Origin of the sequence: Streptomyces cyaneofuscatus (assembly GCF_042718795.1) — a bacterium.
Taxonomy (GTDB): domain Bacteria; phylum Actinomycetota; class Actinomycetes; order Streptomycetales; family Streptomycetaceae; genus Streptomyces; species Streptomyces cyaneofuscatus_A.
In genome coordinates, this window is record NZ_JBHXOX010000003.1 from 293,051 (window position 1) to 319,733 (window position 26,683).

Genomic DNA, 26,683 nt, shown 5'->3' on the forward strand with positions numbered 1-26,683 from the left:
CCTCCATTCGGATCGGTTGGTGATGGTTGCGACGCTGTTCGTTGCCGCACCACAGACACTAATGAATATGATTTTCATTCCGCAATAGCTGGAGCGGATCGAGAGGGTGATCTGGGTAACAGACGGGCCAGCCGCCCTCGGCGTCGATCCCCACCCGCCCCTGGACGCCCAGCACTTCGGCCAGCAGCCGCTCCGTGACCACCTCGCCGGGCGGCCCGTCGGCAGCGATGCGGCCCTCGCGCAGCGCCACGATCCGGTCGGCGAACCGCGCCGCGTGGTTGAGGTCGTGCAGCACCATCACCACCGTGAGCCGTCGCTCGGTGCGCAGCCGTACGACGGTCTGGAGCACCTCCAGTTGGTGCCGCAGGTCGAGATAGGTGGTGGGCTCGTCCAGGAAGAGGACCGGGGCGTCCTGGGCCAGTGCCATGGCCAGCCGGACCCGTTGCCGCTCACCGCCGGACAGCGCGTCCACCGGCCGGTCCGCCCAGCCGGTGACGCCGACGTCCGCGAGGGCCCGGGCCGTCACCTCGTCGTCGCTATCCCGCAGCATGCCGAGCGGGCCCCGGGTGGCGTAACGGCCCTGACGGACCAATTGCCTTACGGTCAGGGCCGGTACGGCCGGGGCCGACTGATGGAGCAGCGCCACGCGGCGGGCGGCGGCCCGTCTGGGCAGGCGTGCGGCGTCGTCCCCGTCGAGCAGGACCCGGCCCTCGGTCGGGGTGAGCAGTCCGGCGGCGAGCTTGAGGAAGGTGCTCTTGCCGCAGCCGTTCAGACCGATGAGGGCGACGAGTTCGCCCGCTCCGATGCTCAGGTCGATGCCGCGCAGCACCTCGCGCCCCGGGTAGCCGAGGCTGAGCCGTTCCGCCCGGACCACGTCGGGTGGATCCGCCGTGCTGTTCGCCCCGTCGCCGTTCGTCACGTCCGTCGTGACCACCCTCGTACGTGCTGCCATGTCCGCCTCTCTTCCCGTCATCGTTCGTCCGTCCGTCGCCGCGCCACGACCAGCAGCAGCCCCGCCCCCACGAAGGTGGTCAGCGCGCCGACCGGCAGCGTCAGCCGGTCCGCGTCGAGCGCCACCACCAGCAGTCGGGAGAGCAGTTGGGCCGCCGCGTCCGCCCCGCACACCACCACCGCGCCGAGCAGTGCGGCGCCGGGCAGGGTGATGCGCAGGTCGGCCCCGAAGACGGCCAGCGCCAGATGCGGCACCAACAGCCCCACGAAGCCGAGGGCGCCCACGGCCGAGACGGCGCCGGCCGTCAGGGCCACCGCACACACGAGTGCGGCGGCGCGGCCCCGCCCGGCGTCCAGTCCGGCGGCGGAGGCCTGTTCGTCGCCGCAGCGCAGCAGGGTCAGCGGCGCCGAGAGCAGCCACGCGGCGGCTCCCCAGAGTGCGGCCCACGGCCACAGCAGGTGCCAGTGCTGCCAGACCCGGCCCTCGGTTGAGCCGATCAACCACTGGACCACGCTGCCGAGTTCGCCCGGGGCCACCAGGAGGACGACGGCGGTGAGGCCGGCGAGGACCGCCGACACGAGCACCCCGTAGACGGCGGTCTGTTCGGGGTCGCCCTTCTCCCGTCCCGCGAGCATCCAGAGGAGTCCCGCGCCCGCGAACCCGCCGAGGCAGGCCGCCACGACGACCACCGTCGGGGAGTCCCAGCCGGCCAGGCCGAGGCCCGTGGCGGCGACCGCGCCGAGGACCGCGCCGGGGGTGACGCCGGTGACCTCGGGCCCGGCCAGCGGATTGCGCAGGGCCGACTGGAGGACGAGCCCGGCGACTCCCAGGCTCGCCCCGGCGACCAGCGCCACCAGCAGCCGGGGCAAGCGGAGTTGGAGGACGATGTGTTCGGCCATCGGGTCGCCGCCCCCACCGAGGAGCACGGCCCGCACCCCCGCGCCCGTGACGCCGCGCCCCGCGAACAGGTCCGCGCAGGCAACGACGCCGACGAGTACGGCCAGGGCGCCCATCCGGACCGCCGGTGAGCGCCATGCCCGCCGGGGTGGTGCGGGCGCCATTTCCAGGATGCTCATCGTTCGGCCTTCCGCAGGAGAGGTACGGGCCCGTCGACCCGCCCGCCGCGCCCCGGCAGGGCGACGGGCCGGCTCGACCCACGGCCCTTCGCCGCCCGCCGCCCCCGCTTCAGCAGCACCACCCCGACCGGCACACCGACCAGGGCCGTCCACGCGCCGACCGGCGTCTCGACCGGCGCCAGCGCCAGCCGCGCGGGCTGGTCCGCGCAGAGCACCACGACCGCCCCGCACAGCGCGGAACGGACGAGCCAGCCCGCGGCCCCGCCGTCCGGCCGCAGCCGTCGGGCGAGGTGGGGCGCGAGGAAGCCGACCCAGGCGACCGGGCCGCAGACCGCCACCACGGGGGCGATCAGCACGACGGCGATGCCCAGGGCGGCGACCCGAGCGCGTTCGACGCGTACGCCGAGGGCGCGGGCGTCGTCGTCGCCGAGCCGCAGCACGCCGAGCACCGGCACACAGAGCACGAGCGCCGGGACGGCGACGGCCAGCCAGGGCAGCAGGCCGGTGACGTCGTCCCAGGTGCGGGCGGACAGACTGCCCAGCAGATAGCGGTAGATGAGCTGGAGGTCGAGCTGGTCGGCCATCACCATGAGCACCAGCAGTCCGGCCTGAAGGGCCGCGGCGACGGCGGCCCCGGTCAGCAGCACGGACGACGGGCTGCGCCCGAACCCGGCGGCCGCCAGCGTGAGCAGCCCGCCGAACGCGGCCCCGGCCAGAGCGAGGAAGGGCTGGAGCCCGAGCGGTACGGAGAGGGCGAGCACCAGCGGTGCCGCCACCCCGAGCGCGGCCCCGGAGGAGACGCCGAGCATCTCCGGGACGGCGAGCGGATTGCGTAGCGCCTCCTGGAGGACGAGGCCCGCGGCGCCGAGACAGGCACCGGCGACCAGCGCCAACACCAGCCGGGGCAGCCGCAGTTCGGTGATGACGACCCCGGCGAGGCCGTCGGACCCGAGGGTGGCGAGGAGTCGGCCGGGCGGGACGTACGGCGTACCGAGGCTGAGGGCGCACACCGCGCCCACCACCGCCGCCACCGTCAGACAGACCGGCGCCACGGGCAGGCGCCGCACGGCGATACCGCTCGTCGCCGAAGTGGCGCCCCTCACCGCAGTGCGGCCGTCGCCTCGTCGAGGACGATGCCCAGGGACCGGGTGCCGCGCCCCTTGGCCCAGACCTCGGAGTCGACCTCGATGACCTTGCCGTTCTTCACCGCCGGGATCCGCGACCAGAGCGGGTTCTCGGCGAGCTTGTCGGAGAGCTTGCCGTCCGGGGCGCCGAAGGAGAGCGTCTCCACGAACAGGACGTCGACGTCCCGGGCGAGGATCTCCTCCAGGCTGTAGGAGCCGTCGACTCCCCTGCTCTTCCAGGGGTAGTGGGAGATCTTCGGGAAGAGTCCGGCGGCCACGTCGGTCGCCGGGGTGGCCACGCCGAAGTTCTCGTCGCTGCCGAAGATGATCAGCGCTGTCCTGTCGCTCCTGGCCTCCTCGGCCTTCGCCAGGCGGGCGCGGAAGGTCTTCTCGGCCTTCTCGCCCTCCTCTGTACGGCCGGTGAGTGCGGCCAGGTCCCGCAGGTAGCCGACGCTGTCCTTCCAGGAGCCGGGCTGCACCGGCCAGAAGGTGGTGGCGCCCTTCAGCGCGGGGGCGAGCTTGCCGTGGGTGTCCTCCAGGCCGATCACCAGGTCGGGCCGGTGGGAGAGGATCGCCTCGACCTCGGGGCTGAGGAAGCCGCCGGGCACGACGGGCACCTTCGCCGCCTTCTCCTTCCCCAGGAACTGCGGGTGCGCGAGCGCCGCGGAGTTGGTGGCGGTGGGGGTCAGACCCAGCTCCACGAGGATGTCGTCGCAGAGGGCCACCAGGCAGACGATCTTCTGCGGGGCCTTGTCCAGGGAGACCGTGACGCCCTTGGCGTCGGTGATCTCAGTGGCGGCCTCGATGGGCCGCACCTCGGTGCTCGTACGGGGCCCGGCCCCGGCCGCGGGTTCGGCGACGGTCCCGGATTCGCCGCCCGTCGTACCGCAGCCGGCCAGCAGCCCTCCCAGTACGGCGATCGCGGCCCAGCGGCGGACTCTCAGTGCGGTGCGTGGCATCGGCTCGTCCCTCAGATTCTGTACGGCCCCGGGAAGGAGGCAGGTGCGACGGCGGGGCCCCGGGAGCCATCCCCACCACAGAGCGGAACCTTACACATGATTATCATTTCCAATAAAGCGGGCCAAGACTTCCCGCCGGACCGCCGGACCCATCGACCGCCCCCAGGAGCTCCCCATGCCCCACCCTCCCCATCTGCCGCCCCGCCTTCTGGTCGCCGACCACGTCGTCGGCCGCATCAGCCTGTTGGCTCTCCCGGACGGCGACGAGCGGGTGGCGCTGAACCACCGGCACCTCGCCGAGCACGCCGGGTTCCTCGCCCTGCCGGACGATCTGGTCGCCTGCGTGGACGACCGGGCGGGCGAGCTACTGGTACTCGACCCGTACGGCCCCGATGCAGGCCGGCCCCTCGTCCGGCGCCGGATACCGGTCGCCGTGCCCGCCGAACACCTGGCGGCCGCGCCGGGCGGCCGACACCTCGCGGTGACCACCGGCCTGGGACGCAACGAGGAGGCCTGGACCGGGCTGTTGACGGCCGTGGACCTCGACGCACCGGACGGAGCCGTCGCCGTACGCCTACGGGGGCGGACCGGCGAGCCGGGTGTCACGGTCCTCGGCGGCCCGTCGCCGCTCGTGGTGCTGCGCCACCGGGAGCCCGGCGAACTCCTGGTCCACCGGCACCGGGACCTGATGGCCGCGCCCCCTTCATGCCCGCCGGTGGAGCCGGTCCAGCGCATCGGACTGCCGGACGGCGACGGGCACGGGGACGCCTACGACCCGGCCACCGGGCGGGTGTTCGCGGCGGCGGGCTCGGGCGTGCACCGCGTCCGGCACGACGGCGAGGGGCTCACACCGGAGCCACCCCTCCCCTGGACCGCCGACGGACGCACGGGAGGCCGGGGCTACTACCTGCGGCTCGACCCCGTACGGCGCACCCTCTGGTCCTGCGTACGCGGCGGGCCCACCGCGCCGGGGCGGTGGCCGGAGTGGACCAACGACGCCTGGTGGCACGGGCTGGACACGGGCACCACGGGGAGGCTGGAGCTGGGGCCCGGACTGGTGTTCCGGCTCGCCGTGACCGCCCGGCACATCGCGTACTCCCGCGTCCACCCGGACGGCGACGAGCTGATCCTGCTGGCCGCACCCACCACCCCCGACGCCCGGCCGCACATCACCGCCCGCCTCCCGCTGCCCGCGATGTCCGGTGCGCCCCGGCGAGGCGGCACTCCGTGGGACGGCGTCCAGCGGCGGGCGATCGCCGCCTCCCCCGGCGCCGGGCTGGTCGCGGTCAGCCGGGGCGGCCACGGCGAGGTGCACGTCTTCGACGCCGACCGGGCGGAGCCGGTCACCACCCTCACCCTCCCCACACCGCTCGACGACGGCGGCCATCTGGCGCTGATCACACCCGGCGACGGCGCGCACGCCGACCCGGTGGGGCGGTGACCGGCCGCCTACCGGATCACCATTTGGAAACGACTTCCATTTCCGTATACGGTCGGCGCCACCGACCGGCCACTACCTCCAGGAGAGCCCCATGGCAGTTCCGAAGCGCAAGATGTCCCGCAGCAACACCCGCCACCGGCGCGCCCAGTGGAAGGCCACGACGCCGCAGCTCGTCCCGGTGACGATCGAGGGCACCGTCCACCAGGTGCCGCAGCGACTGGTGAAGGCATACGAGCGCGGCCTGATCCGGCCGGAGAACTGAGCCCGCACGGCACGAAGACACGAAGAGGGGCGGGTGGTGGCGCGGCACGATCGCCGCGTCACCACCCGCCCCTCGTACGCTCAGGCCGGCATCACCAGGAGGACTTGGTCACCCCGGGCAGGAATCCGGCGTGCGCCTGTTCGCGCATCCGGACCCGGGAGAGGCCGAAGGTGCGCAGATAGCCCCGCGGCCGGCCGTCGACGCTGTCGCGGTTGCGTACGCGCGTGGCGCTGGCGTCACGCGGCTGGCGCCGCAACTCCGTGAGGGCGGCGGCACGTTCGGCAGCCGGGGTGCCGGGTCGGCGGACGATCTCCTTGAGTTCGGCCCGGCGGGCCGCGTATCGCTCGACGATCACCTTGCGCTTCTCGTTCTGCGCGATCTTGCTCTTCTTCGCCATCAGACCTTCCCTCCTCGGGCGCGGATGCGCGCGACCGCCGCTTCGACGCCGATCACGTCGATCGTCTTGATCGCCCGGGCACTGAGGGTCAGCCGCACATGGCGCCCCTCACTGGGCAGCCAGTACCGCTTGCGCTGGACATTCGGGTCGAACCGGCGTGACGTACGGCGGTGCGAGTGGGAAATGGCGTTGCCGAATCCCGGCTTGGAGCCGGTCAGTTGGCAGTGGGCGGACACAGACGTTACCTGCCTCTCATCGATGCATCCATTATTGAAAATGGAAACCATTGCCATATAGTAGCGCCCATGGCTCGCAACGAAGTACGCCCGGTCATCAAGCTCCGCTCCACCGCGGGGACCGGCTACACCTACGTCACCCGCAAGAACCGCCGGAACGACCCGGACCGCATGGTGCTGCGCAAGTACGACCCGGTCGCCCGCCGCCATGTCGACTTCCGCGAGGAGCGCTGAGGCCCACCCCCGGCCCGGCCTGCCCCGCCCCCAGCAACCCCAGACCGCTAGGACCCCCTCATGAAGCCCGGAATCCACCCCGCCTACGGCCCCGTCGTCTTCCGCGACAAGGCCGCCGACTTCGCCTTCCTCACCCGCTCCACGCTCACCAGCGAGAAGACCGTCGAGTGGGAGGACGGCCGCACCTACCCGGTCGTCGATGTGGAGATCTCCTCCGCGAGCCACCCCTTCTACACCGGCACCGCCCGGGTCCTGGACACCGCGGGCCGCGTCGAGCGCTTCGAGCGCCGGTACGGGCACGGTGAGGCCCGGTGACGGCACAACAGCGGCGGAAACTGCCCGTCGTCATCGTCTGCGGGCTGCACGCGGAGGTGCGGCGCGAGGTGGTGGAGGCGCTGCTCGCCCAGGTTCCGCACAGCGTCGCGCTCCACCACGACCTGTCCACGGCGACCGACGGGACCGTACGCCGCACCCTGCGGGACGCCACCGGTGAGCTGTCCGCCGGCGAGACACCCCTGGTCAACGACTGCGCCTGCTGCGCGCTGCGGGAGGACCTGGTCCCCGAGCTGCAGCGGCTGGCGGACAGCGGCCTCACCCGGCTGGCCGTCCTGGAGCTCTGGGACTCCGTGGAGCCGAAGTCGATGGCCGAGGTCATCGCGGTCCACGGGGCGAGCAGCTTCGAGGTCACCAATGTGATCACCGCGGTCGACCCCACCCTCGTCCTGCCGTGCCTCACCAACGGCGACGACCTGGCGGAGGCCGGTCTGGCGGCGGCCCCCGCCGACCAGCGGACCATCGGGGACACCTGGGCCCGGCAGGTGGAGTACGCCCCCGTCCTGGCGGTGGCCGACAGCCCCGCGGCCGACGACGAGGACCGTGCGCTGATCCGTCAGATGAATTCGATGGCACGTCAGGTCGCTTCGGACGCAACTGAGTTGGCGCGGCTCGCGGTCGCCGGGTTCGATGTGGAGGCGGCTGCCGCGGGGCAGCATCCCGCCTGCGCTCTGCTGCCTCAGGAGGCGGAGGAGGCCGGGGTCTCCACGCTCGTCTGGCGGCGTCACCGTCCCTTCCATCCCGAGCGCCTCTACCACGCGCTGGAGGACCTGTGCTGTGCGGCGGCCCGCAGCCGGGGCCGGTTCTGGCTCGCGGACCGGCCCGACACCCTGCTCTCCTGGGACGCTGCGGGCGGCGCCCTCTGTGTGGAGAACACCGGCCCCTATCTCGCCTCCCTCCCGGACGCGGCCTGGGCCCTGGTGCCGCCCTACCGGCAGGCCGCGGCCGCGCTGGACTGGCACCCCGAGCACGGCGACCGCTGCCAGCACCTGGTCTTCGTCTCCCCCGGCCTCGACCGCGACGGGCTGACCGGGCTGCTGGAGTCGTGCCTGCTCAGCGACGAGGAGTACCGGGCGGGTCGGGAGGCATGGAAGAGCCTGCCCGCCGCCTTCGACGCGCTCCTCGACCCGGTGTGAACCGGCGAGCCACCCCCGTACCCCCGACGACCCGCACAAGGAATCCCGATGGCACGCAAGCAGGACCCCCGTAAGCCCCTCAAGGCCCGACCCAACCCGCTGGACGCGGCCGGGATCACGTACATCGACTACAAGGACACCGATCTGCTGCGGAAGTTCATCTCCGACCGCGGCAAGATCCGCAGCCGCAGGGTCAGCCGGGTGAGCGCCCAGCAGCAGCGGCAGCTCGCCGCGGCCATCAAGAACGCCCGGGAGATGGCGCTGCTGCCGTACTCCGGTTCCGGCAGGTAGCCCGCCGTCGCCCCTGCCCTGACAGGGGTGGGGGCCGCTCGGGATGCAGCACCGTGGCAGGCCGAGCACCATGAACGTATGGGCACAGACACCTCCAAGGGGGACGGCCCGGAACCGGCGTCGTCAGGCCCGGCGGTCCCAGGCCGCCGGGCCGGGTCCCCGAATCAGAGCCTCGCTCTCGCGGCCATGCTGTTCGCCGTGTCGATGACCTTCATCGACCAGACGATCGTCGCCATCGCCGCACCGGACATCATCCACGAACTGGGCCTCACCTCCACGCAGATGCAGTGGGTCGTCAACGCCTATCTGCTCACGCTGGCCGCGTTCTTCGCGCTGGGCGGGCGGCTGTCCGACATCTACGGGCACCGCCGCGTGATGCTGATCGGCACGCTCGTGTTCGTCATCTCGTCCGCGATGTGCGGTGCCGTGCCGGCCGGGGACTTCGCGCAGGCCTGGCTGATCGGGTTCCGTGCCGTGCAGGGCATCGGCGCGGCCCTGATGTTCCCGGCCGCGCTGGCCGTGGTCATCGCGGTGTTCCCGGTGGAGCGGCGAGGGCGGGCGCTGGCGCTGTTCTTCGGTCTCTCCGGGGCCCTCACCGCGGTGGGGCCGCTGCTCGGCGGCTGGCTGACCTCGTGGACGTGGCGCGCGATCTTCTGGGTCAACGTGCCCGTCGCCGTCATCGCCATCGTGCTGACGGTGCTGGCGCGCATCCCGGACCGGGCGCGGCGCGAGCCGCTGGATCTGCCCGGTGCCGCGCTCGTCGCGGTCGGGATGGGGCTGACGGTGCTGGGTCTGCAACAGGCGTCCACCTGGGGCTGGAGCTCTGTCCTCACCTGGGCGTGCATCGTGGTCGGGCTGCTGGTGCTGGTGTTCTTCTGCTGGTTCGAACTACGGGCGCGGTTCCCGCTCATCAAGCTCCAGGTGTTCCGGGACCGGGCGTTCCAGATCGACAACGCGGTGCTGTTCTTCTCGATGATGGCGTTCGTCCCGGTCTTCTTCTTCGCCTCCGTGTACGCGCAGGTCTCGCTGAGCGCCTCGCCGAACCAGGCGGCGCTCTACCTCCTGTACTTCTTCATCGGTTTCGGCATCGCCTCCCAGTGGGGCGGCCGCATCCTGGACAAGCGCGGTGCCCGCCCGGCGCTGAAGCTGGGCACCGCGCTCGGTGCGGTCGGATTCTTCCTGTGGGCACAGAAGTTGACCACGCTCTCCATGCACGACCAGTGGATCTACGCGGCCATGGCCGGCGCCGGGATCGGGCTGCTGCTGGCGCCGGCCTCGACCGACGCCGTGAACCGGGCGATCGGTGCTTCGTACGGGGAGGTCACCGGGATCACCCAGACCGTGCGGAACTTCGCGGCCAGCATCGGACTCGCCATCTTCGGCACGGTGTTGACGCACCGGACGATCACCAACGTGGAGGGCACGCTGGTCGGCAAGGGGGTGCCGGAGGGGGCGGCGGGCGATGCCGCGGAGTCGGTCGCGCAGGCGGTGACCGGTCAGGCCGATACCCGCGGTCCCTCAGGGAGCGGCCCCGTGGCCGATGCGGTGAAGGACTCGATGCAGGCGATCCGGATGGACTTCGCCCAGGCCAACCAGTGGGTGTTCTACGGGATGGCGATCGTCCTGGCCGTCGCATTCCTGTTCGCGCTGCGTCACCCGGGGACCCGGGTGACGCAGGATTCCCCCAAGGATGCCGAACCGGCTCAGAACGAGTAGACGGCGCTGTCGTTCATGCTGCCGGCCAGCTCGCAGGCATTGCCGTACGTGGTCGAGAACGTGACGCGCTTGCCGTGCCAGACGCCGTGGGCGGTGATCACGACCGGGTCCCACTGCCGGGTACACATGCGGTCGGGCGAGGTGTTGGCCAGTGCGGCGAACTGGCCGCCGACCGTGTCGAGTTCGGCGCACGCGGCCTCCGGGGACGGGTGGGTGCCCCCGGCGTCCGGGGCGCAGCTGAGCGTGACCGCCCGCTTGACCGTCGCGGTGAGCGGGTCCTCGCCCTGGGCCACGGTGAGGACGAGGGCGGAGGGCGCGTACAGGCTCTGCGCCTTCGCCGGTGCCGCGTGGGCGGAGGTGGCGGCGAGGCCGCCGAGGGCCAGGGCGCTCGCGGCGATGGTCGCGAAGATTGCGTGACGGTTGTGTCGCATGGGTGAAAACTCCTCGGTCGGGTGCTGATTGCGGTCAGGAGTCTTACGCATGCGGACAGTAGGCGCACATCGACAGCCCGCTTCCAGCCGCAGACGTTCGTTCGAACCGACCGGATGGTCGTTCGGGCAGCTCACACGGGTCGCGGAGGCCGTCCAACATATGGACATCCTCCGACGGTTCAATGGAAAACGACCGTCTGAGCTGCGTTGATTCCGGAGCGGCCGGAAACCTTCGGAAGCCGCTTCGACTGGAAAGCGCCGGGTTTCAGATCCATCCGCGCTCTCGGCGGTCATGGTCGGGGATGACCGCCGGAGCCGCTCACGACCCTCGGAACTGAACGTTCCGTATACCGGATGCGGCGTTGGATTAAGGTTAGGCTACCCTCACCGTCGTGATCGCTCCTGCCCACGACCGTGAAGACAGCCCGCCGCTCCGGACCACCGTGCCCGGCCGAGCCGCGAGCCCCGACAGCCCAGCGGGCCCCTCCGGCCCCACCGGCCACGTCGGCCTCGACGCCCGTGACGTGACCGTCGCGTACGACCGGGCCGACGTCGTCCACGGCGCCGACCTCAGGTTGCCGCGCGGTCGGGTCACCGCCCTGATCGGGCCGAACGGCAGCGGGAAGTCCACCCTGCTGCGCGCCGTCGCCCGGCTCCACAAGGCGCGCACCGGCACGGTGACGGTCTCCGCCGCGGGCGACGACGAGCCGGTCGACGCCCTCGCCCTGTCCCGTAACGACTTCGCCCGCCGCATCACCCTGCTCGCCCAGAGCCGCAACGCCCCGGCGGGGCTGAGCGTGCGGGACGTGGTGGGATTCGGCCGCCACCCCTACCGGGGACGGCTGCGCGGGAGCGACCCCGACGGCGCCCGGACCATCGACCACGCGCTCGCCGTCACCAACCTCACCGACTTCGCCGACCGGGGCGTCGAGAGCCTCTCCGGCGGCCAGCTCCAGCGCGTCTGGTTCGCCTGCTGCCTGGCACAGGACACCGACGTGCTGCTGCTCGACGAGCCGACGACCTACCTCGACCTGCGCTACCAGGTGGAGATCCTCGATCTCGTACGCGATCTCGCCGACACCCACGGCGTGACCGTCGGGGTCGTCCTGCACGACCTGGACCAGGCCGCCGCCGTGGCCGACCAGGTCGTCCTGCTCTCGTCGGGGCGGATCGCCGCCGCCGGCACCCCCGCGGAGGTCTACGACTCCGAGCGGCTGACCCAGACCTACGGCATCCGGATCGACGTCGAACCGGACCCGTCCACCGGCATCCCGCGCACCCGCGCGGTGGGCCGCCACCACCTCCGTACCGAAAGGCCCTGAACACCCTCATGAAGAACCAGTACCTGGCCTGGCCCGCTCTCGCCGCCACCGCCGCGCTCGCTCTCTCCGGCTGCGGCACCACCGAGGCGCCGAAGAAGGAATCCGCCAAGGAGACCTCGGTGACGGTCACCGACTCCCGCGGCAAGAAGGTCACGCTCGACGGTCCGGCCAAGCGCGTCGTCGGCACCGAGTGGAACGTCGTCGAGACGCTCGTGACGCTCGGCGTGCAGCCGGTCGGCGTCGCCGACGTCAAGGGCTACACGGCGTACGACACGTCCGCGCCGCTCGCCAAGGACGTCAAGGACATAGGCACCCGGGGTGAGCCCAGCGTCGCCACCGTGGCCGGCCTGAAGCCCGACCTCATCGTGGCGACCAGCGACCTCTCCGATTCGGCCATCGCACAGCTCTCCAAGGCCGCGCCGGTCGTCGTGGTGCGCTCGGCCGACGCGAGCCGGCAGATCGACCAGATGGTCGACAACGTCAACCTCATCGCGGAGGCCACCGGCACCGAGGAGAAGGCCGAGAGCGAGATCGCCTCCTTCCGCAAGGCGGTCGAGGACGGCAAGAAGAAGCTCGCGGCGGCCGGTCTCGGCGGCAAGGAGGTCGCCTTCGCCGACGGCTGGCAGGAGGGCAACCAGGTCTCGGTCCGCCCGTACGTCAAGGGCTCGCTGCTCGCCGATGTGAACACCGAACTCGGCCTGGTCAGCCCGTGGAAGCTGGAGGGCGACAAGGCCTACGGGCTCGCGGCCACCGACGTCGAGGGGCTGACGAAGATCGGCGACGCGCGGTTCACGTACATCGCCAACGACGCCGACGGCGGCGACCCGTTCAAGGACGGGCTCAAGGACAACGCGGTGTGGAAGTCGCTGCCGTTCGTGAAGAAGGACCAGGCCTACCGGCTGCCCGACGGCATCTGGATGTTCGGCGGGACCGCGTCCATGCGCGACTACATCGACGCACTCGTCGGCGCGCTGACCGACTGACGATGAGCACCCGCACCACTTCCGCCCCGCCCGCCACCGTCGACACGGCGGCGGGTGCGGCCGGTCCGGCCGGGGCACCGTCCCCGGCCGCGCCCGGCCGCCCGGCCCGCCGCGGCCGCATGTTCCTCCTCGCGCTGGCCACGCTCCTGGCCCTCGGCGCGCTCGCCGTCGTCCACCTGAGCCAGGGCACGGCCGCCGTCGACCTGCACACGCTCTGGCAGTTGCTCACCGGTCCAGCCTCGGACCGGACCGCCGACGAGCAGAGCGCCGCCGTCGTCCTGGACTCCCGGCTGCCCCGGCTCGCGGCCGGGCTCCTCGTCGGCTGCGCGCTCGGCGCGGCGGGCGCGGCCCTCCAGTCGGTGTCGCGCAACATGCTGGCCTCGCCCGACACCCTCGCCGTCAACGCGGGGGCGTACCTCGCGGTCGTCGCCGTCGCCGCGTTCGGCATCACGCTGCCCGCGCTCCCGGCGGGCGGTACGGCGTTCCTCGGCGGGCTCCTCGCGGCGGGCGTCGTCCTCGGTCTGTCGCGGGCGGGGGCCGGTCCGATCCGGCTGGTGCTCGCGGGTTCGGCGCTCACCCTCGCGCTCTCCGGGCTGAGCGGGATGCTGCTGCTGCTGCGCTCCCAGCAGACGACCGGTCTGTTCGCCTGGGGCAACGGCTCGCTCGCGCAGATCGGCATGCAGTCCATCGACCGGCTCGCACCCCTCGCGCTGGTGGCGTTCGCCGGTCTGATGGTGCTGGGACGGCGGCTGGACGTCCTCGCGCTCGGGGACGACAGTGCGGCGGTCGTGGGCGTCAGTCCCCGGCTGACGCGCTCCGTCGCCGTGGTCCTCGCCGTGCTGCTCGCGGCGGTCGCCGTGACGGTGGCGGGGCCGATCGGCTTCGTCGGGCTGTGCGCACCGGCCGTGGTCAGGCTGCTCGGTACGTGGGTGCCGGTCCTGGTCCGGCACCGCGCGTTCATCCCGGCGTCGGCGCTCGCGGGCGTGCTCGTGGTGCTCGGCGCGGATGTGCTGCTGCGTGCGGTGTTCGGCGCGCAGGCGGGGGCGGAGGTGCCGACCGGGATCGTCACGACCTGCTTCGGCGCGCTCGTCCTCGTCCTCCTCGCCTACCGGTCGCGCGACATGGGCACGGACACCGGCTCGACCGCGTTCGCCCGGCTGCGCAGCCGGCGCGCGTTCGTCGTCACGCTGGCGGTGACGGTCGTGGGGCTGCTCGGCGCGGTGGTGGCGGCGACGCTCCTCGGCGACGCCACGCTGCTCCTGGGCGATGTGGTCAACTGGCTCGCGGGCCGGTCGGGGCAGTTCACGACGTACGTTCTCGACACCCGCGTCCCCCGGGTCGCCGCCGCCCTGCTCGCCGGTGCGGCGCTGGCCGTGGCGGGAGCCGTCGTCCAGGCGGTGTCGCGCAACCCGCTGGCGGAGCCGGGGGTGCTCGGCGTGGTCAGCGGGGCGGGGATCGGGGCGGTCGCCGTCCTCACCGTCGTCCCGCTGGCGAGCTTCTGGCTGATCGGCGGTTCCGCGCTGGCCGGTGCGGCGGCCGCCGCCGCGCTGGTCTTCGGTCTGGCCGCACGGCGTGGGCTGGAGCAGAACCGGCTGGTGCTGATCGGTATCGGGGTCCAGGCGGGCGGCGGGGCGTTGGTCAGCCTGCTGATCGTGCTCACCGACCCGTACAACGCGACCAAGGCGCTGGCCTGGCTGGGCGGGTCGACGTACGGGCGCACGTTCCCGGAGCTGATCCCGGTGCTGGTGGCGCTCGCCGCCGCCCTTCCGGTGCTGGCGGTGATGCGCCGTGACCTCGACCTCATCGGTCTTGACGGCGACACACCCCGGCTGCTCGGGGTCCGCCTGGGCACCACCCGGCTGGGGCTGCTGTCCATCGCCGTCGTGCTGACCGCCGGGGCGGTGGCGGCGGTCGGCGTGATCGGCTTCGTCGGCCTGGTCGCACCGCACGCGGCCCGGGCACTGGTGGGCCGGCGGCATGTGCGGGTCGTCCCGGTCAGTGCGCTGCTCGGCGCGCTGCTGGTGGTGGTCTCCGACACGGTGGGCCGTACGGTCATCGCCCCGGCCCAGATCCCGGTGGGGCTGCTGACGGCGGTGATCGGTGCGCCGTACTTCATCTGGCTGCTCTGGCGGTCCCGCAGCGAGGGGTGAGGGCGGCGGGTGCGCGTACGATGTCGGCCTCCGCGCCCGTCAGGCGCGCGCGGCAGGTCGCCGGGCCAGGTGCAGGCCGACGCCCAGCGCCAGGACCAGCACGCACCCGGCGAAGGTCAGCCCGGCGTTCCTGAGCCCGATCCACAAGGTCAGGGCGCCCACGCCCACCACCGGCAGCGAGATGCCGAGATAGGCGACGACGAAGAACGCGGACACCGTCGCGGCCCGGTGCTCGGGCGGTGCCGCGCCACTGATCGCCGTCACCGCGCCCCGGAACGCGAGCCCCTGCCCGAGACCGCCGCAGAGGGCGCCCGTGACGAGGAGGGGCAGCGAGGCGAGCAGCAACGAAGCCGCCACCAGCACCAGTCCCACGACCAGGACGAAGCACCCGCCCGGCAGGGCCCGCCGCACCCCCACCCGCCCCATCAGCGCCTGCCCGGCCGTCGAGGCGAGGAAGACGGAGAAGACGACGAGTCCGGCGAGGGCGAGGTTGTGCACGTCGAGCGTCTCGGCCACGAACGCCGGGGCGACCGCCGTGAAGAGGCCGAGCAGGGAGAACCCGGCGAAGGCGGCCAGCGCCGAGGGGGCGAACACCCCGCGCACCTGGGGCGGGACGGCGATCCCCTGCGGGTGCGGCCGGAAGCGTCGTACGCGGGAGGTGACCGTCTCGGGCAGCAGCCAGGTCAGCACGGCGGCCACGGCGATCAGCGCCAGGTGGGCGACGAAGGGGAGCGTCAGGGGCCGGGGGGCGTACTCGGCGAGGAGCCCCGCGAGGAGCGGGCCGCAGCCGAGGCCGCCCATGTTCGCGGCGGTCGCGGCGAGACCGGCTCGTGCCTCACGCCCCGGTGGGGCGAGTTCCATCACCGTGACGGTGGCGGCGCCGCTCAGCAGCCCGGCGGCGAACCCCGACAGCAGGCGGCCCGCGAAGAGGGCGGGGAGCCCGCCCTCGAAGAGGAAGCAGAGCGCGCTCGCCGCCGAGAAGCCCAGGGCGGCCAGGAGGACGGGCCGCCGCCCCGTCTCGTCGGAGACGTTCCCGGCGAGGAGCAGGGTGGCGATGACACCGAGGGCGTAGACGGCGAAGACGACCGTCACCATCAGCTCGGAGAAGCCGAGCTCCGCCCGGTAGAGCCCGTACAGCGGGGTGGGCAGGGTGGTGCCCGCCATACCGATGGCGAAGACGGCGGCGGCCGCCGGGTAGCCCAGGCGGCTCATGAACCCTCGGGAGACGCGGCGGGGTTGATGTGGCTCAGCACGCACCGCCAGTGGCCGTCGCGCCGTACGAAGACGTCCGTGGTCCATTCGTCGGCGTCGAAGCGGTCGCCGCCGTAGTGGGCGGTGTTCGTGATCCGGGCGGTGACGACGGCGGTGTCCCCGTGGACGCGGATCCTCGGCGGGGTGACGGCCCGCATCGCCGAGTGGGTCAGGTCGCCGGAGGTGACGAAGGCCAGGAAGGTGTCGCGGTCCGTGATGCCGGACTCGGAGACGATGACCCACTCGTCCGCCATGAAGGCGGCGATGCGCTCGGCGTCGTTCGCGACGATCGCGTCGGCCCATTCGTCCACGGCGGAGGCGAGCAGTGCGTGGACCGCCGGGTCCGCCGCGCCTTCGGTGCTGTCCGGGGGCGGCCCGGGCCGGTCTCCGCTGTCTCGCATTTTTCGAGCGTAGCCGTGGGGGGCGCGGGCCGCAGTTCAGGACCTGCGCCCTCCACGGCTCGCCTCAGCGGCGGTGCGGCGTCAGCGCCATCCGCCGTACCGCCGTTCGAATCCGGCGAACGATGCCTCCTGGCGCCACTGGGTCGCGGCCTTCGGGTTGCCCTCCAGGTGGCGGACGCAGTCCGGGGCGGGCGGGACGATGCCCGGCCGGGCTCCGGCGCAGGCGGGCACCGGGCGGTAGCCGGCGCGGGCGGATCCGGTGGCCCACAGGCCGTCGCCTTCGAGGAACGCGTACTCCAGCGAGGCGCGGGCCAGGTCCTTCAGCTCGGGGTAGCTCAGGCCGTAGGTCTCCCGGGCGTACCGGTACTCGTGGCTGATGTCGATGCGCGAGACGCCGGGGTCGTCGGTGGCCAGGACCACGGGGACGCCGTAGTGGCGGTAGGCGTTGAACGGGTGGTCGTCGCCCGCGACGCCCAGGATCTGCTTGTTGCTGCTGAACGGCACCTCGACGGCGACATCGCGCCGGGCTATCGTCCGGGCGAGGCCGCGCCAGTCGTCCTCGTGGACCAGGTCGACGCCGTGGCCGATGCGTTCGGCGCCTGCGACGAGCACGGCCTCGCGGATGTGGAAGGTGAGATCCTCGGGCTTGACCAGGCCGGGCGTCAGCTCACCGGCGTGCAGGGTGATGCGGACGTCGGGGTACTGGGTGCGCAGGTACTGGAGCATCCGCATATGGAGGCTGTAGTTGCGCAGCGCGCTCTCGCCGTCCTCCGGCTGGACGAGGTTGACCGCGACGAACCGCGGGTCGCGCTCGGCGAGCCGCAGGCCGACAGCCATCTGGGTGAACACGCGCTCGTTCGAACTGCCCCGGGAGACCTGGGAGATCCACCGTACGGGCAGCCGGCAGCCCGGGTCGGGACGGCGGGTGTCGCAGTGCGCGGCCTCGCGGAACTGGGCGTCGGCGGCGTCGGCCTCGCGGACGGCCTCGGTGACGACCTTGTCGAGCTTTCCACCGGCGACGAGCTTGCGGTGGAAGGCGGCGAGGTCGGCGTCGTAGCCGACGGACTCGGCGAGCTTCCGCGCGCTGTCGGAGGCGGGGGTGACCAGGGTCTCCAGATAGAACTGGTTCTGCTCCACGACGGTGTTGGCGACATCGGCGAGGAGCTTCCCGCGATCGCGCGTCGCCTCGCCGAACTTGCCGAACGTGTCGAAGAAGTGGTCGTGGCCGGACTGGTCGGTGGGGAAGTCCTGCATCGACCAGGCGCGGACGATGCGCTGCCGGAACCGGCCGTCCGTACGGGCGTCGGCGGCCGGTCGCGTACCCGGTCCGCAGGGCGGGCGTACGGCGGTGTCCGTGGCGTCGATGCAGAGCCCGTTCTCCCCCGCGAGCTGGATCAGGTACTCGGTGGTGACCGCGCCGGACAGGTGGTTGTGGAGGTCGCCTCCCTTGGGCAGTGCGGCGAAGAAGGCCTTCAGCCGTTCCGGGTCGCTCCGGAGGGTGTCGAGGTGGGCGGACGTCCGGCGCTCGGCCGGGGTGACGGCGCGGTGCCGGGGCTGCGCGGCCGAGGTGGTGGCCGGATCCGGCGCGGGTGCGGCGGCGGCCGGGACGGTGGGGAGGAGGGTGAGGAGGGCGAGGGCGCCGATCCCGGCCGGGACGAGGGACTTGGGACGGTGTGCCGTCCGAATCGAGGAGATCACCGCCGAATGATCGCGTCGCCGGACCCGCTTCCCGCCCGAACCGCATGGATCAGGAGCAAGATCCACTCGATCGAGTGGGGAGCCGTGCCTTGTCCCCGGCACCTGTTGTTCAGGCGCCGGGGCGCGCGCGTGGCCGTACGGCCATGTGGTCGGCGGGCACGTGCAGTTGGAGCCGTACGGGGTGCGCAGGCCGCATGGGGACCGTGCCACCGGCTGCGGGCCGTCCTGCTGGACCGGCCGGCCGCCTCGCCGCGGCAGCCGGTCCAGCTACCGTCCCCCTCCGACCCGCGCCTGCGGCACACCTGCGACACCCTGCGCGCCGACGGAGCGGGACCCCCGCTCGGAGATCCCGCCCCTCCTTCAGCACGTCATACGGCCAACACGTCATACAGCTCGGGGCCGTACGACGGACTCAGAAGCGGTCCGGGGCGCGCTCCGGGAGCGGCGACCCGGGGAGCTCGTCCCGCCGCTGGTTCTGCCGCGCGTCCGCGTTCGACGCTGCGGTCGCCCGGCAGGCCACGTCCTTGACCGGTAGCTTTCCGGTGAGCAAATAGCCCGTGACCGTACCGTCCGTGCACGCGTTGCCGCTCAGTTGGACGCCGTGGCCCTCGCCGCCGAGGACGGTGACCATCCTGGAGCGCTTCAGGTCCTGGTGCAGGGCAGCGGGGTCTGGGAGTCCCACTCGTTCTGGACGATCAGGGAGCCCACCTTGTTGTTCACGTTCGTCGCCGGTTCCACGGACCTGTTCCAGAACGCGCAGGTTTCCTGCTAAGGGCTGGATCGGGCGAGCGAAGGCCCAGCCCGCGCAGGGCCGTTCGGATACGTGTACGGCCCCGGGTTCCGAAGTATGCCGGGGGCGCCGAGAGGCACTCAATGAACCGTCTCCCAGTGCATGGGGAGCGCGTCGCCCCTGGTCAGCGCACCTGCCCCCGCGGCTTGAGGGCCACAGGCGGCAGCGCCGGAGCGAAGAGCCGCCGCAACCGCACCCTAGCTTGGTCTAGACCAAGCGGGGTACGCTTCTCCAGCCACCCATGACGACCCTGGACGTCATGCACGGCACCGCTTGTCATGCTCATGCTTCCCCGTGCCGCACGGGCAAGCACCAACCTCCACAGAGGAGTTGTCATGAAGAGCAAGAAGATGCTGGCCGTCGCCATCGGCGCGGGCATCGCCCCACTCCTGGCCATCAGTCTGCCCGCCAACAGCGCGAGCGCACACGGCTACATATCCTCGCCCCCCAGCCGTCAGGCCCAGTGCGCCGCAGGCACGGTCTCCTGCGGCGCCATCAAGTACGAGCCGCAGAGCGTCGAGGGCCCCAAGGGCTTAACGAGCTGCAGCGGAGGGAACGCCGCCTTCGCCGAGCTCAACAACGACGGCAAGGGCTGGAAGGTCACCCCGGTCGGCCGGACGACCAGCTTCAACTGGCGGCTGACGGCACGGCATGCCACCAGCACCTGGCAGTACTACGCGGGTGGCCGGAAGATCGCGGAGTTCAACGACGGTGGCGCCCGGCCGGGAGAGACCGTCACCCACCAGGTGAACTTCGGCACCCTGACCGGCAAGCAGAAGGTGCTGGCCGTGTGGAACATCGCCGACACCGCCAACGCCTTCTACGCCTGCGTGGACGTGAACGTGAGCTGACCCGCGACCGCACCACCGTACGGTCGCACCTCGGCACCACCCGGCTCCGCCGGTACGCACCAGAACCTGAACGAACCGAACCGGCCGATGCCCGGCCGTGGCCCGGCCGATGCCCGGAGCGGGCGGTGCACCGTTCGCTCCGGGCACCGGGTGGCACCTCACCTGGCGCAGATGATCACGCCGGGCCCGTGCTCGTGCCCGTCCGCAGGCGAGCACGTCGCCGGGCCGACCCGACGGCCACCCCATAGAGATGAGGCCCCATGAACCGCCACCACGTCACCGCCCGCGCCGCCGTCGTGGCCCTGCTCGCCACCGGCCTCGCCGCGTCCCCGGCCGTCGCGGCTCCCGCCGCCACCGGGGCCAAGGCCCGCATCGGCGCCGACTGGGCGAAACAGTCGATCACCTTCACCGCCGCCCCGGGGCAGGTCAACGACCTCCACGTGGTCCCGATGGACCGCGGCGACGGGGTCCGGCGCATCGGCTTCCGCGATGCGGTCCCCCTCCAGCCGGGCGACCACTGCACGTACCTGGAACCGGGGGTCGAGACGTACGTCGTCTGCGAACTGCCCACCGACAGCGCCCTGCCGGACCGGATCGACGTCTTCCTCGGCGACGGCGACGACGAGATCGCCACCAGCGACCTGGCGGTGGCCACCGTCAGCGGTGGCCCCGGTGACGACACCCTGCACGCCCACACCGCCCACACGGTCAGGGGTGACGCGGGCGACGACATGGTCATGGGGCGCGTGGTCCTGGACGGCGGCGACGGCATGGACCACCTGATGGGCGACGACGGCGACCAGCGGATGTGGGGCGGCCGGGGCGACGACATGATCGAGGGCTACGGCGGCATCGACCTCGTGTACGCGGGCTCGGGCGACGACCACGTCATGGGCGGGGACGGCAAGGACGTCCTTCTCGGCGGCTCGGGCGACGACATGCTGCACGGCGAGGCCGGCGACGACCTGATCGTGGGCGGCCCGGGGAAGGACGTGGTCGAAGGCGGTTCAGGCCGCGACCTCGTCCTCCCGTAGGCGACAGCGGGCCCCTTCGCTCAGAGGTGGCCGGCCAGGAATTCCCGTACCTCGGTGACGGTCGCAGGCCCCGTGCCGTGCGCCACCGCCTCTCGTTCCCGCACCAGGACGTAGGACGGGGCTCCGGTGATCCCGTATCGCTCGGTGGTCGACGGGCAGCGTGTGATGTCGGTGCGGACGACCGTCAGGCGGCCCCTGTGCTCGGTGGCGATGGCGCTCATGACGACGTCCATCGCCCGGCAGGGCTCGATCGCCTTGGGCCATGTCCCCGTGAAGTACGCGAGGACCGGAACTCCGCTCATTCCGAGGATGAAATCGAACTCCGCGTCCTCGCGGGGGGAATGAACCTGCTTTGCCATGGGCGCTGCTGCCCTCACCTTCCGTCGCTCCGTCCCATCATCCCTCGCGAGGTGTGCGGACGCGGTCGCGGACGCGGTCGCGGTCTTGGTCGCGGACGCGGTCTTGGTCTTGGTCGTGGTCGGTCGACCTACGCGTCAGCCGACCCGCGGACCGACCGCCAGCGTCAGTTCCAGGACCCTGTGCGGCGAGGCGAGATCCGGAAACAGCTCCCGCAGCTGCGACATCCGGTAGCGGACCGTCTGGGGATGGACGAACAGCGCCGCCGCCACCTCGTCCCGCCTGCCCTGGTGCAGCAGCCACGCCCGCAACGTCTCCTCCAGCCGCCGCGCGGTCGCGGGAGGCAAGGTCCGCAGCGGTGCGAGGGCGCGGGCACGCAGGTCCGCGAACGCGTCCGCGTCGGCGCTCAGCACCAGTTCGGGCAGGTGGTCCTCGGTGTCGCGGATGTCCGGGGAGAGGGAACGCGCGCGTACAGCTCGTGCGTACGAGGCGGACGCACGGGTCCACGGCCGTGCCGGGCCGACCACGGCGGTGCGGTCGGTCAGTAGCCGCAGGAGGTGCCACCGGTCGGCGTCCGGGACGAGCAGCACACCGGTGGCATCCGGCAGATCGTCGAGGACGAGGGTGCTCGGGTCGAGGGTGCGGTAGGCGGGCCGGGCCTGGGCGGCGGGCAGCAGGACCGCGGTCAGCGAAGCCGGAGGCTGCCACCCGGCCCGCTGGCCGGAAGCCAGCAGCACGTCCGCGCTCGCGCCGGCGAGGAGGTCGCGGGCCAGGTGTTCCAGGTGGCGCTCGTGGGCCCTGCCCCGGGCGGCCAGTTCGTCGGCGTGGCCCGCGGCGCTCGCGGCGGAGAGCTCGTCGATGTAGGCGAAGGTCAGCTCGGCGAACTTGGCGACCTCGGCGGCGGGCAGCCCCGCGGATACGGCGCCCTCCGCCAGGCATCGCCAGGCCACGCGGGCGCCCACGCGGTAGGCGCTGAGCAGGGCGTCCATCGAACGCCCGTCGCGCACCTCGCCGCGGCCCAGCTCGTAGGCCGCGTCACCGCCGTCGCCGCCGGTGGCCTTCCCGCTCGCGAGGTCCAGGTAGTGCCCCAGGGCGGTGCGGACTGCTCGGCGGATGGTGCTCCCCATACGGCCCGCGAGGGCGTTGGCGTAGGGAGGGACCTCGTCGATGATCGCTTGCACGACCTCGTCGGCGGTGGTCTTCAGCGCGGCCCGTAGCGCGGTGACCGTCGTCTCATCAAGGGCCAGCTCGCTGGCCCTCCGGACTGCATGGCTCACTTTTTGTTCCCTGCGAACAATCTTACCGATCAGATTCACGTCCTTCGGTCAGGACTTTACGCCCTGAGGCACACCAAGCTGGAGCCATGACGAGTACAGCCCTCCGCGGCAGGGCGTGGAAACTGCTGGAGATGGTCACGACGCCGCTTCTGCCGTCGGACTACCTCGACCTGGTCAGCCCGCTGCGTACGGGCGCCGACCTACGGGGGCGCATCGAGGCCGTGCACCCCGAGACGGATGACGCCGCGACGGTCGTGATCAGGCCGGGACGGGGCTGGCGCGGCCACACAGCCGGTCAGTACGTGCGGATCGGGGTCGACGTCGACGGGGTGCGCCTGTGGCGTGCCTACTCCATCACCTCGCCGACGGACCGCCAGGACGGCCGCATCACGGTCACCGTGAAGGCGATCCCGGACGGCAAGGTCAGCAACCATCTGGTCCGCCGGGCGAAACCGGGCACGCTGATCCAGCTCGATCAGCCGACCGGTGACTTCGTGCTGCCGCGGGCCACGCCCGCCAAGGTGCTCTACCTGACGGCCGGCAGCGGCATCACGCCCGTGATGGGCATGCTGCGCGACACCGAGTTCGACGACGCCGTCATGGTGCACTGCGCGCCGCGGCCGCAGGACGTGATCTTCCGTGACGAACTGCACGACCTGGTCGCGGAGAAGAGACTGCGGCTCACCGAGGTGCACACCGACACGGACGGCCTGCTCGACATCGCCCGTCTCGACGCACTCGTGCCCGACTGGGCCGAGCGCGAGACCTGGGCGTGCGGGCCCGCGGGCCTGCTCGACGCCGCCGAGGAGCACTGGACCGAGCACGGTGTCCTGGAGCGCCTGCACACCGAACGCTTCCGCCCCGGCATCGTCGTCGCCGGTGAGGGCGGCGAGGTCACGTTCAGCGCCACCGGCAGGACCGTCGACGCGGACGGCGCCACGCCGTTGCTGGACGTCGGCGAAGAGGCCGGCGTGCTCATGCCCTCCGGGTGCCGCATGGGCATCTGCTTCGGCTGCGTCACGCCGCTCAAAGCGGGTGCCGTACGCGACCTGCGCACCGGCGAGATCACCGAGGCCGAGCCGGGCGTCCTCATCCAGACCTGTGTGTCCGCCGCGGCGGGCCCCTGCGACATCGAACGGTAGGAACACCTTGACCACCATCGACCCCACCGCCCACCTGACCGCGGAGCAGATCGAGGAGCTGGGCCGCGAGCTGGACGCGATCCGCGACGAGGTGATCGCCGACCGTGGCGAGAAGGACGCCGCCTACATCCGCAAGGTCATCTCGGCACAGCGCAAGCTGGAGCTGGTCAGCAGGGGCGTACTGCTGTTCTCGTTCTTCCCGCCCGCGTGGCTGCTCGGCACCGCCGGGCTGTCCGTGGCGAAGATCATGGACAACATGGAGATCGGCCACAACGTCCTGCACGGCCAGTGGGACTGGATGCGGGACCCGAAGATCCACTCCACCACCTGGGAGTGGGACCACGTCTCGCCGTCCGATCAGTGGAAGCACTCGCACAACGAGCTGCACCACACGTACACCAACGTGATCGGCAAGGACAACGACCTCGGCTACGGCATCATGCGCGTAGACGAGGACCAGAAGTGGCACCCCTTCCACCTCGGCCAGCCGCTGTGGAACTTCCTCAACGCCTGCTTCTTCGAGTACGGCATCGCCGCGTACGACCTGGAGCTCGGCAAGAACCTCCACAAGCGCCGCCGCAAGAACCCGGAGTTCCGCGCGCGGGCCAGGGCCGTGGGCCGCAAGATCCGCAAGCAGGTGCTCAAGGACTACGTGATCCACCCGCTGCTGTCGGGCCCCTCGTTCCTCACCACACTCGCCGCCACGTTCACCGCGAACCTGGTCCGCAACCTCTGGACCCACTCGGTGATCATGTGCGGGCACTTCCCCGAGGGCGTACAGGTCTTCGAGCGCCGGTCGATCAGGGGCGAGACACGCGGCCAGTGGTACCTGCGCCAGATGATGGGCTCGGCGAACATCAGCGGCAGCAAGGCCATGCACTTCATGACCGGCAACCTCTCCCACCAGATCGAGCACCACCTCTTCCCGGACCTGCCGAGCAACCGGTACGCCGAGGTCGCGGTGAAGGTGCGCGCGCTGTTCGAGAAGTACGAGTTGGAGTACGTCACCGGCCCCCTGCCCAAGCAGGTGTTCTCCGCGTGGCACAAGGTCTTCCGGCTCTCGCTGCCGAACAGGAAGCCCAAGGCCACAACGCCTGATCACGAGCGGGAACTCGTCGTCGCCTGACTCCGGAAACAGAGCTCGCCCGAAGCCGACCACCCGAGGCCGGTTCGGGCGAGGCCGGTTGGGGCGAGGCCGGTTGGGGCGAGGCCGGTTGGGGCGACAACTCCAGCTCAGCGCACCCTTCCTCGCGCCTTCAGCGGCACCGAAGGCAGCTCCGGGGCCGGGATCGGAGGGCCGTCGTAGCCCTTCACTTGACCGAAACGGGTGCCCTTCATCCAGTCGTCGCGGGCCTGCGCGATGTCCTCCTGGGACCGTCCGATCCAGTTCCAGAACATCACGATCTCCTCCTCGAACGGCTCGCCGCCCAGGAGCATCAGGCCCGCGTCGGAGAGGGCGCGCAGGGGCAGTTCCGTGCGGCCGCAGCCGAGGTAGAGCATCGAGCCGGGCAGCACGGGCACCCCGTCGACCTCGGCCTCTCCGGACATCGACAGGACCGCGTACTCGAAGTCGGGGTCCAGCGGGAGGCGGGTCTCGGCGCCCTCGGTCAGGGTGAGGTCGGCGCCGACGATCGGAGTGTAGGTGGTGCCGGGTGAGGCCGCGCCGTCCAGTTCGCCGAGGATCACCGTGGCGGTGAGGCCGGGGGCGGTCACGGTGGGGAGGTCCGTGTGGTGCTGGAAGTGGGGCTCCACGTTGCGGTGGGCGTCGGGGAGGGCCACCCAGAGCTGGGCGCCGTGGAGGAACCGGGCGTGCGGCTTCGGGCTCTCCTCGGAGTGGCTGATGGCGCGGCCCGAGGTCATGAGGCCCAGCTCACGGGGGCGTACGGTCTGCAGGCTGCCCAGGCTGTCGCGGTGCAGGACCTCGCCGTCGTGGAGCCAGCTGACGGTCTGGAGCCCCATGTGCGGGTGGGGCGGCACCTGCATACCGGGCTCGTCCGCGATGTCGTCCGGGCCGTAGTGGTCGACGAACGCCCACGCGCCGACCATGCGGCGGCCCAGGTTGGGCAGCAGGCGGCGCACCTCGGTGGACTCGCCGAGCGGCACGCGGCGGGGGGTGAGGAGTTCACGGACCGGCTCGGCGACGACGAAGCCGCGCCCTCCGCAGACGGAAGGAGTGGCCTGGCGATCGAGATTGCTCATGGCGCTCAACCTATTCCCGTACGGGCGTGGAGGGTCGGCACCCACGCCAAAGATTTAGTGGAATGTTCAACCAGTATGCGGTGTTGACACGGCTGAACGGATGGCGGGACGAGAGCTCGGCGGCTCGGCCCCGAGCAGGCGGCCCGCACGACGACGAGGAGGACGCGTGAACGAGACCTACTACGAGTTCGGCACGGCCGCCGACCGGTGGGACCGGGCGCAGATGTTCTTCGAGGCCAAGGAGTACCTCACGGCCGCCCGGATCCTGGGCGGGCTCGTCGAGGAGGCGCCGGAGCAGGTCGCGCCGCGGCTGCTGCTGGCCCGCTCCTTCTACCACTCCGCCCGGCTCGGCCGCGCCGAGGAGGAGCTGCGGGCGGTCCTGGAGCTCGACCCGGTGGAGAGTTACGCGCGCCTCATGCTGGGCCGGACGCTGGAGCGCCAGGGGCGGCAGGCCGAGGCGGCGACGCAGTTGCGGATGGCTGCCGCGTTCGACGGCGACTTCGGGGTGCGAGAGAGCTGACTTCGGTCCGCACGAGGACGCGTACGACCACGAGGACGCGTACGACGACGGGGATGCGTATGACGACGGGGCCGCGCCGATCCGGTGCGGCCCTGTCCTCCTTTACCAGCCGGTACGAGC

Annotated in this window: 28 protein-coding genes and 1 pseudogene; 15 read left to right on the forward strand and 14 right to left on the reverse strand. The window is 72.1% G+C overall.

Going from position 1 to position 26,683, the window contains the following annotated elements:
* Window positions 1-58: 58 nt before the first annotated feature.
* Genes ACFWRT_RS04490 through ACFWRT_RS04505 form a run of 4 tightly spaced genes read right to left on the reverse strand, consistent with a single transcriptional unit; the run spans window position 59 to window position 4,111 of the window.
* Window positions 59-952 (reverse strand): ABC transporter ATP-binding protein, encoded by an 894-nt coding sequence (locus ACFWRT_RS04490; RefSeq protein ID WP_380948671.1) that lies wholly within the window; start codon window positions 950-952, stop codon window positions 59-61.
* 17 nt (window positions 953-969) lie between these two features.
* Window positions 970-2,028, reverse strand: a complete 1,059-nt coding sequence (locus ACFWRT_RS04495; protein ID WP_380948672.1) for a FecCD family ABC transporter permease — start codon at window positions 2,026-2,028, stop codon at window positions 970-972.
* A complete protein-coding gene (locus tag ACFWRT_RS04500; protein WP_380948673.1) occupies window positions 2,025-3,095 on the reverse strand; it encodes a FecCD family ABC transporter permease in 1,071 nt (356 codons plus the stop codon). Before ACFWRT_RS04500 ends, ACFWRT_RS04495 begins: the two co-directional genes overlap by 4 nt.
* Window positions 3,096-3,127: 32 nt before the next feature.
* Window positions 3,128-4,111 carry an ABC transporter substrate-binding protein gene (locus ACFWRT_RS04505; protein WP_380948674.1) on the reverse strand — a complete coding sequence of 328 codons (984 nt, stop codon included), beginning with the start codon at window positions 4,109-4,111 and terminating at the stop codon, window positions 3,128-3,130.
* Window positions 4,112-4,286: 175 nt separating this feature from the next.
* On the opposite strand from ACFWRT_RS04505, the gene ACFWRT_RS04510 reads away from it, so the two are divergent.
* Together ACFWRT_RS04510 and rpmF are read left to right on the forward strand one after the other, a co-directional pair.
* A complete protein-coding gene (locus tag ACFWRT_RS04510; protein ID WP_380948675.1) occupies window positions 4,287-5,552 on the forward strand; it encodes a hypothetical protein in 1,266 nt (421 codons plus the stop codon).
* 91 nt (window positions 5,553-5,643) lie between these two features.
* Complete coding sequence (rpmF, locus tag ACFWRT_RS04515) at window positions 5,644-5,814, forward strand: 50S ribosomal protein L32 (RefSeq protein WP_380948676.1); 171 nt, start codon at window positions 5,644-5,646, stop codon at window positions 5,812-5,814.
* Window positions 5,815-5,905: 91 nt separating this feature from the next.
* Here rpmF and rpsN read toward each other — a convergent pair whose 3' ends face one another.
* Together rpsN and rpmB are read right to left on the reverse strand one after the other, a co-directional pair.
* Window positions 5,906-6,211, reverse strand: coding sequence for a 30S ribosomal protein S14 (gene rpsN, locus ACFWRT_RS04520; RefSeq protein ID WP_380948677.1), 306 nt, complete (start codon window positions 6,209-6,211; stop codon window positions 5,906-5,908).
* Window positions 6,211-6,447, reverse strand: coding sequence for a 50S ribosomal protein L28 (gene rpmB / locus ACFWRT_RS04525; protein ID WP_380948678.1), 237 nt, complete (start codon window positions 6,445-6,447; stop codon window positions 6,211-6,213). Before rpmB ends, rpsN begins: the two co-directional genes overlap by 1 nt.
* A 69-nt stretch (window positions 6,448-6,516) precedes the next feature.
* Between rpmB and rpmG the strand changes: the two genes are divergently transcribed.
* The 5 genes from rpmG (at window position 6,517) to ACFWRT_RS04550 (ending at window position 10,157) form a co-directional block, all read left to right on the forward strand.
* Window positions 6,517-6,681, forward strand: a complete 165-nt coding sequence (rpmG, locus tag ACFWRT_RS04530; protein WP_003964410.1) for a 50S ribosomal protein L33 — start codon at window positions 6,517-6,519, stop codon at window positions 6,679-6,681.
* A gap of 60 nt (window positions 6,682-6,741) precedes the next feature.
* Window positions 6,742-6,996, forward strand: a complete 255-nt coding sequence (locus tag ACFWRT_RS04535; RefSeq protein ID WP_380948679.1) for a type B 50S ribosomal protein L31 — start codon at window positions 6,742-6,744, stop codon at window positions 6,994-6,996.
* The gene (locus tag ACFWRT_RS04540) at window positions 6,993-8,150 is read left to right on the forward strand and encodes a CobW family GTP-binding protein (RefSeq protein ID WP_380948680.1); all 1,158 of its coding nucleotides are present in this window, start codon (window positions 6,993-6,995) and stop codon (window positions 8,148-8,150) included. Before ACFWRT_RS04535 ends, ACFWRT_RS04540 begins: the two co-directional genes overlap by 4 nt.
* A gap of 48 nt (window positions 8,151-8,198) precedes the next feature.
* Window positions 8,199-8,441: a 30S ribosomal protein S18 gene (rpsR, locus tag ACFWRT_RS04545; protein ID WP_380948681.1), complete on the forward strand. Its 243-nt coding sequence runs from the start codon at window positions 8,199-8,201 to the stop codon at window positions 8,439-8,441.
* Window positions 8,442-8,519: 78 nt separating this feature from the next.
* A complete protein-coding gene (locus tag ACFWRT_RS04550; RefSeq protein ID WP_380948682.1) occupies window positions 8,520-10,157 on the forward strand; it encodes an MFS transporter in 1,638 nt (545 codons plus the stop codon).
* Here ACFWRT_RS04550 and ACFWRT_RS04555 read toward each other — a convergent pair.
* A complete protein-coding gene (locus ACFWRT_RS04555; protein ID WP_380948683.1) occupies window positions 10,145-10,588 on the reverse strand; it encodes a subtilase-type protease inhibitor in 444 nt (147 codons plus the stop codon). The two genes, ACFWRT_RS04550 and ACFWRT_RS04555, sit on opposite strands and share 13 nt — an antisense overlap.
* 392 nt (window positions 10,589-10,980) lie before the next feature.
* Between ACFWRT_RS04555 and ACFWRT_RS04560 the strand changes: the two genes are divergently transcribed.
* From ACFWRT_RS04560 to ACFWRT_RS04570, 3 genes are read left to right on the forward strand one after another with little or no spacing between them, the layout of a single operon-like run.
* Window positions 10,981-11,910 carry an ABC transporter ATP-binding protein gene (locus tag ACFWRT_RS04560; RefSeq protein WP_380948684.1) on the forward strand — a complete coding sequence of 310 codons (930 nt, stop codon included), beginning with the start codon at window positions 10,981-10,983 and terminating at the stop codon, window positions 11,908-11,910.
* Window positions 11,911-11,918: 8 nt separating this feature from the next.
* Window positions 11,919-12,893 (forward strand): ABC transporter substrate-binding protein, encoded by a 975-nt coding sequence (locus ACFWRT_RS04565; RefSeq protein ID WP_380948685.1) that lies wholly within the window; start codon window positions 11,919-11,921, stop codon window positions 12,891-12,893.
* 2 nt (window positions 12,894-12,895) lie between these two features.
* Complete coding sequence (locus tag ACFWRT_RS04570; RefSeq protein WP_380948686.1) at window positions 12,896-15,043, forward strand: iron ABC transporter permease; 2,148 nt, start codon at window positions 12,896-12,898, stop codon at window positions 15,041-15,043.
* A gap of 39 nt (window positions 15,044-15,082) precedes the next feature.
* Here the strand turns inward: ACFWRT_RS04570 and ACFWRT_RS04575 are convergent, their stop codons facing one another.
* From ACFWRT_RS04575 to ACFWRT_RS04590, 4 genes and pseudogenes are all read right to left on the reverse strand, one after another.
* Window positions 15,083-16,255 carry an MFS transporter gene (locus tag ACFWRT_RS04575; protein ID WP_380948687.1) on the reverse strand — a complete coding sequence of 391 codons (1,173 nt, stop codon included), beginning with the start codon at window positions 16,253-16,255 and terminating at the stop codon, window positions 15,083-15,085.
* On the reverse strand, window positions 16,252-16,695 hold the full coding sequence (locus tag ACFWRT_RS04580; RefSeq protein ID WP_380948688.1) for a nuclear transport factor 2 family protein: 444 nt from the start codon (window positions 16,693-16,695) through the stop codon (window positions 16,252-16,254). The genes ACFWRT_RS04575 and ACFWRT_RS04580 overlap by 4 nt, the downstream gene beginning before the upstream one ends.
* Before the next feature lie 81 nt (window positions 16,696-16,776).
* Window positions 16,777-18,393 carry an adenosine deaminase family protein gene (locus ACFWRT_RS04585; protein WP_380948689.1) on the reverse strand — a complete coding sequence of 539 codons (1,617 nt, stop codon included), beginning with the start codon at window positions 18,391-18,393 and terminating at the stop codon, window positions 16,777-16,779.
* A 412-nt stretch (window positions 18,394-18,805) separates the two neighbouring features.
* Window positions 18,806-19,152, reverse strand: a pseudogene (locus tag ACFWRT_RS04590) (alpha/beta hydrolase); the annotation flags it as partial.
* Window positions 19,153-19,518: 366 nt separating this feature from the next.
* On the opposite strand from ACFWRT_RS04590, the gene ACFWRT_RS04595 reads away from it, so the two are divergent.
* Window positions 19,519-20,034, forward strand: coding sequence for a lytic polysaccharide monooxygenase auxiliary activity family 9 protein (locus ACFWRT_RS04595; RefSeq protein ID WP_380948690.1), 516 nt, complete (start codon window positions 19,519-19,521; stop codon window positions 20,032-20,034).
* A gap of 260 nt (window positions 20,035-20,294) precedes the next feature.
* Window positions 20,295-21,068, forward strand: a complete 774-nt coding sequence (locus ACFWRT_RS04600; protein WP_380948691.1) for a calcium-binding protein — start codon at window positions 20,295-20,297, stop codon at window positions 21,066-21,068.
* A 20-nt stretch (window positions 21,069-21,088) separates the two neighbouring features.
* Here the strand turns inward: ACFWRT_RS04600 and ACFWRT_RS04605 are convergent, their stop codons facing one another.
* Both ACFWRT_RS04605 and ACFWRT_RS04610 read right to left on the reverse strand, forming a co-directional pair.
* On the reverse strand, window positions 21,089-21,427 hold the full coding sequence (locus ACFWRT_RS04605) for a thioredoxin family protein (RefSeq protein ID WP_380948692.1): 339 nt from the start codon (window positions 21,425-21,427) through the stop codon (window positions 21,089-21,091).
* 135 nt (window positions 21,428-21,562) lie between these two features.
* Window positions 21,563-22,702 carry a PucR family transcriptional regulator gene (locus tag ACFWRT_RS04610; protein WP_380948693.1) on the reverse strand — a complete coding sequence of 380 codons (1,140 nt, stop codon included), beginning with the start codon at window positions 22,700-22,702 and terminating at the stop codon, window positions 21,563-21,565.
* Window positions 22,703-22,788: 86 nt separating this feature from the next.
* On the opposite strand from ACFWRT_RS04610, the gene ACFWRT_RS04615 reads away from it, so the two are divergent.
* The gene (locus ACFWRT_RS04615) at window positions 22,789-23,844 is read left to right on the forward strand and encodes a ferredoxin reductase (RefSeq protein WP_380948694.1); all 1,056 of its coding nucleotides are present in this window, start codon (window positions 22,789-22,791) and stop codon (window positions 23,842-23,844) included.
* Between the two features lie 7 nt (window positions 23,845-23,851).
* The gene (locus ACFWRT_RS04620; RefSeq protein WP_380948695.1) at window positions 23,852-24,970 is read left to right on the forward strand and encodes a fatty acid desaturase family protein; all 1,119 of its coding nucleotides are present in this window, start codon (window positions 23,852-23,854) and stop codon (window positions 24,968-24,970) included.
* A gap of 107 nt (window positions 24,971-25,077) precedes the next feature.
* On the opposite strand, the gene ACFWRT_RS04625 is transcribed toward ACFWRT_RS04620, so the two are convergent.
* The gene (locus ACFWRT_RS04625) at window positions 25,078-26,043 is read right to left on the reverse strand and encodes a pirin family protein (RefSeq protein WP_380948696.1); all 966 of its coding nucleotides are present in this window, start codon (window positions 26,041-26,043) and stop codon (window positions 25,078-25,080) included.
* A 166-nt stretch (window positions 26,044-26,209) separates the two neighbouring features.
* Here ACFWRT_RS04625 and ACFWRT_RS04630 point away from each other — a divergent pair, with 166 nt between their 5' ends.
* Entirely contained in the window at window positions 26,210-26,563 is a 354-nt protein-coding gene (locus ACFWRT_RS04630; protein WP_380948697.1) for a tetratricopeptide repeat protein, read from the forward strand.
* The last annotated feature ends 120 nt before the right edge of the window (window positions 26,564-26,683 follow it).